This is a genomic window from Cyclobacterium sp. L-R (assembly GCF_056859355.1).
Map to the genome: position 1 here is coordinate 1 of NZ_JBSXOH010000004.1, position 12,195 is coordinate 12,195.

At 38.2% G+C, this 12,195-nt stretch carries 5 protein-coding genes; 2 read left to right on the top strand and 3 right to left on the bottom strand.

The genetic code is table 11. From position 1 onward, the window contains the following. Positions 1-346: 346 nt before the first annotated feature. The 3 genes from AC13EX_RS00155 to AC13EX_RS00165 all read right to left on the bottom strand — a co-directional run bounded on the left by AC13EX_RS00155 (position 347) and on the right by AC13EX_RS00165 (position 6,150). Positions 347-1,627, bottom strand: a complete 1,281-nt coding sequence (locus AC13EX_RS00155; protein WP_482891056.1) for a M14 family zinc carboxypeptidase — start codon at positions 1,625-1,627, stop codon at positions 347-349. Positions 1,628-1,706: 79 nt separating this feature from the next. After that, positions 1,707-3,146, bottom strand: a complete 1,440-nt coding sequence (locus AC13EX_RS00160; protein ID WP_339714114.1) for a DUF1501 domain-containing protein — start codon at positions 3,144-3,146, stop codon at positions 1,707-1,709. 4 nt (positions 3,147-3,150) lie between these two features. Next, the gene (locus tag AC13EX_RS00165) at positions 3,151-6,150 is read right to left on the bottom strand and encodes a PSD1 and planctomycete cytochrome C domain-containing protein (protein WP_482891057.1); all 3,000 of its coding nucleotides are present in this window, start codon (positions 6,148-6,150) and stop codon (positions 3,151-3,153) included. A 795-nt stretch (positions 6,151-6,945) separates the two neighbouring features. Here AC13EX_RS00165 and AC13EX_RS00170 point away from each other — a divergent pair. Further along, on the top strand, positions 6,946-10,068 hold the full coding sequence (locus AC13EX_RS00170; RefSeq protein ID WP_482891058.1) for a SusC/RagA family TonB-linked outer membrane protein: 3,123 nt from the start codon (positions 6,946-6,948) through the stop codon (positions 10,066-10,068). Positions 10,069-10,092: 24 nt separating this feature from the next. Further along, entirely contained in the window at positions 10,093-11,937 is a 1,845-nt protein-coding gene (locus AC13EX_RS00175) for a RagB/SusD family nutrient uptake outer membrane protein (protein ID WP_048644629.1), read from the top strand. Positions 11,938-12,195 lie beyond the last annotated feature (258 nt).

Below are 12,195 nucleotides of genomic sequence, written 5' to 3' on the forward strand. Positions count from 1 at the left end.
GTGCTGAAATCGCTTTAAAATCAGCCACTTTGTTACTGTTTTCAATTTCACCATGGGGTTCTATGCTAAAATCTCCAAACAGTCTGATTTTCTTGCGATTGCAACACTTCCCGTAAACACGGGACAGGCATCACCCCTGACCTTGTCAGGGCGGAGAAATCCTATTACATAATCCGGGTTTAATTGAATTGGCAGCAATGAAAAAAACTAGTAATTGTCCACCCATAAACTATTAACATTTGCTCAAATTAAAGTATATCATTAAGGAGTTCTGAATAAAAAAAACTAACAAATCCTCAATCAAACTAAAGACATTGTCATTTGAGTTAAATTCTCTGACAAAACTTCACTGACCTTCAATATACTCCGAAAGTGAAAAGATCAAATCCTTTCCAAACAACCTTGCTTTTTCTTGGGTAACAAGCTGTCCATTATTGATCCCAAATGGAAACTCAAGGGTAGTGGTCATTATTAATCCTTCACCTAAAAATCCCGAAGCCCATTTACTAAAAGAGTAACCCTGTTCATAATTGCTACCTTTATTCCATGCAGTGCCATAAGCAAGAAAACCTGTCTTGCTATTAATCGTAAGTGGCCCTTGCTGTGTTCGGATCAGGGTATTTACAAAATTTTCTTGGGCAGCAGAAATCCTCTCGTCTTCGTTCCCCACAAAATAAACCCATTCATTGTTTTCTCCTTTAATCCAGGGATTGTGAAGATCAATCCCAACCCAAGGCAATCCGTCGATCCATTTCGGAATGTCTTCCCTTATGGATTTTGTACTCGTGTAAATACTTTCTCCGGAATAATCCCTGTTGTGATCTCTTGGACTCCGGTATTTACCTTGATCACCTTGTTCTACACCATCTTTATCTAAAAATGGAATGATCATAATCTCCACCTTATCTAAAAATTGATCCATCCTGGTATTATTTGATGTCAATGCATCAAGCATCCCCTCAATGATATAATTGCTCATCATTTCTCCAGCATGTGCCCTGGCAATAAACAATACCCTAAACTTTGGTTCAGAATCAAAGTTACTTACCAACAACTGCTCAACTTTTCTTCCCGATCGGGTGGTACTAAGCACAGACTTTCTTAAATATTTGGAGTTTTTATGTTTCAACATATACTTATCGAAGTTTTTCTGTGTGTAAGCCATACCCATACTTAGCATTACGGGCTTTCCATCCCCAGAAAATTTAAAGCTAAAAAGATCAGGTCCCAGGTGATTTTCTTGATCAATCCAATTCCATTCATAACCACCATCCGTACTGAAGGCCGCACCCAAATTGGTCAAAACATTGGGTTTCGTCGCTTTAAAAAACCATTTTTTATTGGATGTGCTTTTAACAGTAAAACACCAATAAAACCATTCTCTAGGAGTGTCCCGTAGGTCTGGTTTAAAAAAAATAGTGTCCCCCAAAACCTTATCAATGACAACATTTCCACCTGGAAAATCACTCTCTATAATGGGAATCTCAGCAGTTCTATTGGCAAAATTAAGCTTGTTAGGACTCCCAACTCTTAATGGATTCTTTAACTCATCTTGGCCAAGTAGTATATGGGGAATAAACAGAACAGTGGCAAAAAAAATAAAAGGGATCAATTTATTTAATAACATAAAAGATAAGGTATATGCGTATATTTTATTCAATTAATGATTTGAAATTGGATTAAGCTCGAATTAGCTAGGCCGGTACTCAAGCCAGAATATCCTTAACCACGTTTCCATGTACATCTGTTAACCTGAAATCTCTACCCCCAAAATGATAAGTCAGTTGTTTGTGATCCACACCCAGCAGATAAAGAATAGTAGCATGAAGATCATGAATAGTCACGGGATTATCCACTACCCTATAACCATACTCATCTGTCTGCCCATATATCGTTCCACCTTTAACCCCTGCTCCAGCCATCCACATACTAAATGCAGAAGGATTATGGTCTCGACCATCACTACCCTGTGCAAAAGGTGTTCGACCAAACTCTCCTGTCCAAACCACCAAGGTTTCTTCTAGCAGCCCTCTGGACTTTAAATCCTTTAAAAGACCGGCTATAGGTTGATCAACAGCATGGGCATTTCGCTCATGCCCATCTTTTAAACTGTGGTGCTGGTCCCACCTGTCAATACCGCTCATATATGGACAAGTAAGCTCCACGAATCGAACGCCTCTTTCAACCAGTCTTCTGGCCATTAAACACTGAGCACCATAATTTCTTGTATTTATATCCTCATCAAATAACCCATACAACTGTTTTGTAGCTTTGGTCTCAGAAGAAAACTCTGTCAATTCAGGAACAGAAGATTGCATGTGATATGCCAATTCATAATTTTTGATAGCTGCTTCAATTTCATTGGACTTACCTTCTTCTTTTGCATCCATTTCTTTTATAAAATCCAATTTTTCCTTTTGGTGACTAGTCAAACTGCTGTCTGGCTTAATGTTCGCCACAGGAGTATTACCGGTTTTCATAATTGATGCCTGATAATCAGCAGGTAGGAATCCATTCTTAAAATTATCTACCCCTCCAGGAGGAATAAGTCCTCCATCCAAAACCACATAGCCTGGCAAATTACTATTTTCGGTTCCTAATCCATAATTGACCCAGGCACCCACACTTGGTCTTCCCTGCAGCCCACTCCCAGTATGGAGGAAATAATTGGCGTTGGTATGCTCGGGGAAATTCGAAACCATAGACCTAATCAATGCCAAATCATCTGCACAGCCAGCAATGTGAGGAAATAGCTCACTTACAGCCATTCCAGATTCTCCATATTGCTTAAAATCCCAAGGGCTCTTTAAAATTTTACCATTATTATTAAACTGTGTCGCATCTATTTTAAACTTGGGATCCATACCATTTTCCCTAGCAAGCCGGGGTTTTGGATCAAAGGAATCTACCTGAGACACTCCTCCGTCCATATACAAGAAGATAACGTTTTTGGCCTTAGGTAAAAAATTAGGCGCTTTGGCCAATTGGCTTAGAATATGTTGGGATTGCTTGTCTTTAGACTTGCAGGCAGCTCCCAAACCACCCATCATCCCCATTAAAGCAAGTGAGCCAAACCCACAACTGCTAAATTTTAACATCTCTCTCCTACTTAAAGCTTTATTGAGAAGTGGCTTGTGATTGTTCATGGGTCTAAAGTAAGTAAATAAATGATTTCATATTAAATAAGGCATGACAGTATTCCTTCCATACAGTCAAGTCTACATTCTCTTCATCCTCAGGGTCAATAGAGGCTACAGCCTTGGTCTCCTTCAAAAAAGCCAATCCTTTGTTGATTTCATTCTCAGTAGGTGGCCTCGAAAAGGCCCTTAAATAAGCCTCTACGATTTTTTCATTTTCAGAAAGCTGTTTGTTTTCCAATAATTCATTGGCCATAAGGCCTGCCTGTTCTGCAATGAAAGGATCATTCATTAAAAACAAAGATTGCGCTGGTACATTGGTCACATCACGTTTCCCAAAAGTGGTAAAAGGGGTCGGTCTATCAAAGGCGGTCATCATTCTATCAAGAAAATTTCTCCTTACTTCAAGATACACAGACCTTCTTCCATTGCCATCCAAAGGTCCAGAATTTCTAGGCCTTCCTCTCCCCTGCATAAAGGAGGTCAGATGTACAGGAACAGGATTTCCATACATAGAAGAATTCAAAGTACCAGCCACTTTCAAGACAGCATCTCTGATTCCCTCTGCCTCCAGCCGCCTTACAGAATACCTGGTCATGTACAAATTGTCAGGATCTTTATCTACACTTCCACCAATGGTACTCCTTTGAAAAGCCCGGCTAAGCACCATATTTTTAATCATTGTTTTAATGGACCAGGAATGCTGAACAAATTGCAAAGACAGAAAATCTAATAATTCAGGATTAGTGGGCAATTTACCTTGTAGCCCAAAATTATCAACAGTCTCTACTATTCCTCTTCCAAATACATGGTGCCAAATCCTATTTACCATTACCCTGGAAGTGAGAGGATTATCTTCCGACAAGATCATCTTCACCATTTGTTGCCTTCCACTTCCTTCTCCTCTATATGGTTTTTGTTCTTCAAATATCCCTGAAAGAAAGATCCTTGGCATTTTCTCTTCGCTTTGATCCGCATGGTTTCCTCTAATAAAAATAGGACTTTCCTTAGCAAAACCATCTGTTACCCCTTGTATGAATACACTGTCTTTCACCTGACTCACAAAGGCATCACTTTTTTCCTTTAATGTAAAGACCGAAGGAAACTGCTTATTAAGTTCACCTTTTTTTAATTTCTGATTTAAATAGACTATTTCCGAAGGTGTACTTTGACCATCCTTCCAATTCTTTACCGCCTGAGAAAGTGAAATGTTAGTTTTCTGATCGTTTAAGACGGGAGTTTGCCAAGCACCGTCAAAAGCAATGGCAAATGCAGCTTCAATATAAGCCTCTGTATCTTGGGTATAATTATGTCTAATAAATGAGCCTGGCAATAATTCTATATAAACTTTCTGGCCTTTCCAACTTCCCACATCTATGGTATAATCACGCCATTCTTCCTCATTTACTTTCTGGTCCAGATCACCGTAAATAGGATTACTTATGAGTTGGAAATTCTCCATTACAATACGGATGCTTGCACCTTTACCTTTTGCTCTGACACCTATAAACTGTTTGTCAACAATAAAATCAGGGGACCTTAATGCACCAAAAATACCTTTTCCAAATTTTTGACTTGAAGCCATCCCCTCAGACAAGTATTGCAAATCACCCTTTGAAGAAAACAAAGGTTCCCCCAAAGTAGTACTTGTACCAAAGGCAAAACCATCAGATTTCCAATCCTGAAAATCAGCAGTTCTGAAATCTCCTAGCACCTCAAATCCTTCAGGATTCTCAGTTGTAGATTTTATATTTACAAATTGGGCTGGAAGCGTATCTGAAATGGTGGAGTCAACCCAAGATTCGGCCAGTAAAGATTTGATTTTTTGTTTTAACTCAGCAGCCTGAGAAATTTTCTCAAATTTCAAATTGGAATCCCCAACAGGCACAGGACTGAATCGAGTACTTCCCAATACTCCATAAAGCGAATAGTAATCCGCAGTAGGTATGGGGTCAAATTTATGATCATGGCATTTGGCACAAGCCACGGTAAGCCCTTGAAAGCTTTTGCCTACCACATCTATCATATTATCTATCCTGTCTGCCTCATCTTTTTTTACATCCACCGGACTGTGCGTACCTTCACCCATTGTGAAAAACAAGGTGCCTAAAACAGATTCATTCTCACCTGTTTTAGGATTAACTCGGGGAGAGTGAAGCATATCTCCTAACAATTGTTCTTTTATCAATTGATCATAGGGCACGTCTTGATTGAAAGCCCTTATAAGATAATCTCTAAACCTCCATGCCCCTTGAATTTGATAATCAAACTCATGTCCTTTGGTCTCAGCATAGCGCACCACATCCATCCAATGGCTGGCCCATTTCTCTCCAAAAGCTGGGTTATAAAGGTACTCATCAACCAACTCAGCATAAGCCTCCGGTCTTTCATCCGCTACAAAGCGCTTTACTCTTTCTACTTCAGGAGGAAGGCCTGTCAAAACATAGGACAACCTTCGTATCAATTGGTATTTATCTGCTTTTAAGCCAGGTTTCAAACCTTTTTCGGCTATTTTTTCATCAATTAATTCATCAATTTTACTGCTAAAATCATTCTTGTTTACCTCCTTTTCAGTGCTAGGTGGTAAAAAAGCCCAATGGGGTTCATATACAGCACCATCTTCTATCCATTGTTTTATCAAAGCTACTTCATAGTCAGAAAGAGTTTGTTTCAAGGAAGGAGGTGGCATCATAAAATCTTCATCTTCGCTGGTAATTCGATCGATCAAAGCACTTTTATGAACTGACTCTGGTACGATGGCTCTATTTCCGCTTTCCAAAAGCATGGTCGCCCCTTCCTCTAAATCTAACCTTAATCCGGCTTCCCTACTACTAGGGTCAGGCCCATGGCAGAGGTAGCATTTTTGAACCAGTATAGGCTTAATATGAAAGTTAAAGTCCACCTGAGCAGGCCTTTCCTGCTTAGCCTCTTGTTCACAGGAAAGCATGGCACCTAAGACGATAACAAAGCAAAATCCTATTAAAACACGTAAAGAATAGATCCATTTAAACATTAACATCCCATATGAAATTGACACCTTATAAATAAAGTAAAATGAATAATCTTCAATTTACTCTATTTTACAAAAACTTCAATGGCAAATGAAGGAAAACACCAATTTATAAGTCAACAGTAATACAGACAGGGGAAAGAAAGAATAATTATTGACATTTTCGTCCCTCCTCACGAATTAAGGAAGTTTAGTTTAGAAGCAGAAATAAGGTAAAATCTACAATCATCCAAATTTCCTTGCCATTGCATATCTTTTAAGTGAAATCCAGAAATTCTAAGACAAATTTAGGGCTTTTCAACAAAGTGAAATCAGTAAAAATTTACGTGATAACTTAAGAAAGGCTTATGACAAATTGAAACAAGTCCTTTAACATTACATTATAAATATTGAATCCAAGTAATCTCTAAACAACCAACCGAATTTTTGATGATATTTAATTATAGGACAATTAATTAAACATATAATCATTTCATATTTACAATATTGTATTAAATAAATTTACCACATAATTAAAAATAGTATTTTATACTTAAAATTATTTTTAGGATTAATAAATAAAACTTTTTAAATATTTTCTCCCTATCCATATTAGGATAAAATTTCAGGTATATTCCTCGAATCACTTTATTTCCAAATTATAAATTGTGAATCCGGTTACGTACATCATATTTTATGATAATGAAACCGATTGCATAATCAATATTGTTTTACTATTATTGAATATCTAATAGGATCTATTGAAGCAATATTCTTATTAAGATTTAAAAATAATCTTTTAATTCTAACCCAAAAAAGATGAAAAACTTATTACAAAAACAATTTTTCAGATTATCGGAAATGAAAATTCTGATACTCTGTTTCTGCATGCTGTACATTTCAGTGGATGCTGCAGCAGAATTACCAATTATTAGGATTGATGAAGACATTACGGTATCGGGTCAGGTAACTGATGAAAATGGTGAAGGTCTTCCTGGCGTAACGGTACTTATCGAAGGACAGGGAACGGGAACAGTCACTGACATTGAGGGCAATTATAAAATTACTGTGCCTGAAAATGCGAGTTTGACATTTTCTTTTGTTGGATTTACTACCCAAACACTAGAAGTAGGGAATCGTTCAGAATTGAATGTTACCTTAATTATGGACACCGCTTCACTAGATGAAGTTGTGGTTATTGGCTATGGTACAGCTAGAAAAAGGGACCTTACAGGTGCTGTATCATCTGTTACCGCCTCCAAACTTGAAAATGAGAATCCAAACTCAATCCAAGACGTTCTTAGAGGAAATATCGCTGGGTTGAATGTTGGCTTGAGCACCTCCGCAAAAGGAGGAGGTAGTCTTGAAGTACGTGGAAGGACTTCCTTAAATGCAGGTTCAAGTCCACTTTTGGTTCTTGATGGGGCCATTTACTATGGACAGCTTGCAGACATCAACCCAAATGACATCGAAAGCATAGATGTTTTAAAGGATGCTAGTTCCGCAGCAGTATTTGGAGCCAAGGCCGCCAGTGGTGTTATACTTATCAATACCAAAAAAGGAGAAATGGGAAAGACTCAAATTAAAATTAATTCTAATTGGGGGCTGGCTACAATGTCAAAAAACGAACCTTTATATGGCCCACAGGGCTTTCTTTCTTGGAGAGAAGACGTAATGGAGAGTATAAATGCAGGAGGATTTGAACCTTATAGATTTTCAAACCCCAATACGCTTCCAGACAACATCTCCTTAGACACCTGGCTTAAATATGATGGCTCAGAAGGAGATCCAGAAACAGTATGGTTGCAACGATTAAACATGCAACCTCTTGAAATTGCCAACTACAAGGCTGGAGAGAGTGTAAACTGGTACAATATGATGTTTCAAAATGGCTTGAGACAAGACCATACAGTAAGTCTTTCGGGTAGAAATGAAGATTTTCAATATTACTGGTCCATGGGCTATCTGGACAATGAGGGATTGATCGTAGGTGATGAATTCACTACCATTAGAAGTAGGTTCAATATTGAAGGCAATGTAAACGATTGGCTTACGGTGGGAATGAACACACAATTCGCAGATAGGGATGAAAGCCAAATTGCAGTGAACTGGGGCGACATGGTCAATTTATCACCCTGGGCGGAACCCTTCTTAGAAGATGGCGAGAGCCTTAGATTCAGACCAAATGAAGAAGTGAGTGGTGGACGCCACCCCTACTATACTCCTGGATTTACGGATAGATTACAGAAAGAAACTACAATCAATGCTACTTTATTTGCAGCAATTGAACTTCCTTTTGGCTTCAAGTTTAGAACAAACTTTACACCTCGGTATGAATTTTATGAACGTTATAATCATGAAATGGCTGCCCACCAGGATTTTGAAAACATGGGAGGAAGAGCGAGCAGGCAACAAAGAAAAGTATATTTCTGGCAGCTTGATAATATCTTAAGCTGGAGCAAAAACTTTAATAACATACACAATTTTGATGTGACACTCTTGGCCAACTCCGAAAAATTCCAAAGTTGGGACAATACAATGAGCAATGTGGGGTTTGAACCCCATGACCGATTGGGTTATCACAATATCGGAGCTGGGATCAACCCTATCATTTCAAGTAATGACCAATACCATACAGCAGACGCACTTATGGGAAGAGTTATTTATACCCTTTCTGATAAATACATCACCACTCTTTCTGTAAGAAGAGATGGATATTCTGCTTTTGGTCAAAGTAACCCTAGAGCTACTTTCACTTCAGCAGCTTTTGGTTGGGTTTTTACTGATGAAGATTTTGTCGATATTCCATGGTTGGATTATGGTAAATTAAGGGCTTCCTGGGGTGTAAATGGAAATCGTGACATTGGTAGATATGCTGCACTTTCAGATTTACAAACAGGTAAATATTTCTACCAAAGACCAAGTGGAGACATGTATTTTGTAAGTCAATTGTATGTAAATACCATGCAAAACTCCAACCTCAAGTGGGAAAAAACAACCTCTTCAAATATAGGTCTTGATTTCTCTTTGTTCAATAGTCTTTTGGATGGTACTATAGAGGCCTATGACATGTCCACTACCGACCTTTTAGTAGAACGGTCTTTACCTGATATTTTAGGATTTAACTTTGTCTATGACAATTTAGGGGAAGTAAGAAACCGTGGAGTTGAAGTAAGCTTGAACAGTCAGCTAATGCAAAGATCCAACCTTACATGGAGAGCAAGCTTAAATTTTCAAATGAATCGTAATAAAATAATTAGCCTATACGGAGATTTGGATGAAAATGGAAAGGAATTGGATGATATAGAAAACAAATGGTTTATAGGCCATCCAATTGACGCCATATGGGATTACAAAACAGATGGTATATGGCAAACACCAGAAGCAGACCAAGCAAGTGATTATGGAGTAAGGCCAGGTGATTTCAAAATTGAAGACGTAAATGAAGATGGCCTTTATTCTAATGCTGACAGACAATTTTTAGGATTTACAGAACCTAGATCTAGATGGAGCTTTAGAAATGAATTTAAAGTCTGGAAAAATTTTGATGTTTCATTTATGATGTATGCTTATTTAGGGCATATGGGCACCTTCAACCAAAGGAAAAACAGGCAAGGATTCCTTGATCGATCCAATTCATACATTTTACCTTATTGGACAGAGGAGAACCCTAGTAATGAATGGGCCAGACTCTACTCAAGTGAAGGAGGAGCTGGAGGTTTCAATGTTTATCAAAGCAGGTCATTTGTTCGTCTAGAAAATGTTTCCGTAGCGTATACTGTTCCACGAACAATAGTGGAAAGGGCGAAAATAGAAAATTTACGATTTTATATGAACGTAAGGAATGTTGGCTTCTATGCTACCGAGTTTAATTTTTGGGACCCTGAATCTGCAGTTCCAACCCCTAGAATCTTTACACTGGGTATAGATTTGACTTTGTAATAATTGGCTAAAATGAAAAAAATCATGAAATTTAATATAAAAAAATCAACGTTCTACCTCTCCATATTGGCCACCGGCCTTTTGGTAAGTACAACTTCCTGTGACGAAAGTTGGCTAGAACCTAAACCATTATCTTTTTATGCACCTGAAAATACTTTCAACTCTTCAAGCGGACTTTGGGGTGCATTGGTAGCATGCGAGAGAAACATGAGGCACGAACTTACTGGTGATGGCCCCCCTATCCTAACAGAGCATATATTTACAGAAGTAGCTGTAGAAGGAACAACCGATAAATCTGGCCCAGCTCAGGACATGAACCTTCTGATTACACCAGATGCCAACCTTAACTCTGCAAATTACAATAGAATTGGATGGTATTGGTATGAAGGTTTTAAGGGTATTAAATATGCAAATACCGTAATATCCAGAATTGATGACCCAACAGATTACGAATCAGAAGAGGAAAGAAACCACATTCTCGGAACAGCTTATTTTCATAGAGCATTAAGGTATTATAGGCTTACAAATCAATTTGGAGATGTCCCTTTAATTCTTGAAGAGATACTTGAGCCTCGCCTAAACTTTTATTCTACTAAAAGGGAAGTAATTCTACGAAAAATGAAAGAAGACTTAGAATGGGCAGAGCCTTGGGTGCCTGCAGTGATGGACAAAGGGCAAGTTCCTAAAGGAGCCATTCAGCACCTTTTAACTAAAGTGAATCTTGCACTTGGAGAATTTGACGATGCCATTGCATCTGCTTCAAGGTTAATAGATGGAGGTACACATTCTTTGATGACAGACAGATTTGGGTCTACAGGTAATGACCCTTCGAAAAACCTAATTTGGGATTTACATCGACCTGAAAATAAATCGGCCAATGTTAATAAAGAAGCGATTTTGATGGTCATGGACCGTATTGATACTGAAGGAAATTCTGGGGGGATGTCTTCCATGCGACAAGGTGTGCCTTTCTGGTTTACTAACATCAATACACCAAATGGTAATCGTGGTACAATTGATCAACCAGGAATTGAAATTGATCAAGTAAGCACTTATGGTAGAGGTATTGGTAGACTGCGTGGAACCTGGTACCACCAAAGCATGATTTGGGATGATGAAAACGACCTGAGGCATGCACCTGGAAACTGGATGGACATGACAGATTTGGTTCATAACAACCCAGATTTAAAAGGTACCGATGACTATTATGGAAAACCTTTACAGTTTCGAAATGATGAAGGCACTGTTTTAGTGGTAGACACCATTAGAAGCTGGTTTTCTTGGCCTCACTACAAACTATTTATTCCTGACCCCCAAAACATAAGACCTAGCGGAGGTCATAGTGATTGGTACATATTTAGGTTAGCAGAAACTTACCTATTGAGAGCTGAGGCCTACGTCTGGAAAGGTGATTTAACCAATGCTGCCAATGATCTCAATGCAGTAAGAACCCGTGCAGGTGCTGCACCTTATTCTCCTGATCAAATGAATATTGGGACCATACTAGATGAAAGAGCTAGAGAATTGTACTATGAAGAACCTAGAAAAACAGAACTTACAAGAATGGCTTATATTTTCGCCAACACAGGAATTCAAGCTTATAATGGTAAAACTTATTCCATAGAAAACTTCTCCGATGAAAACTTCCTTTATGACAGAATAATGTCTGTAACTGATTTCTATAATAAAGGAGTTTCAACCAGACATGGAGATACTTATACCTATAGTCCTTACCATGTACTATGGCCTATACCTGCCCCTGCAATAAATAGTAATACCCAAGGTATTATCAATCAAAACAAAGGCTATTCAGGTTATGAAAACAATGTTCCTCCACTTACTACAATTGAGGAAAATACAAGTGAATAAATCACCATAATTCCCAATACCGAAGCCCTGAGAAATTCACTTTTTTCAGGGCTTTATTTTTTGAGTTTCGGATGTTAGCCTTTACAAAATTTACCAATTTAAGTTTTATTATATTTTAACCCGAAATATGCAATAGACAATCTATTACGTGCTGAAATCGCTTTAAAATCAGCCACTTCGTTGCTGTTTTCAATTTCACCATAGCGGTGCTATGCTAAAATCTCCAAACAGCCTGATTTTCTTGCAATTGCAACACTT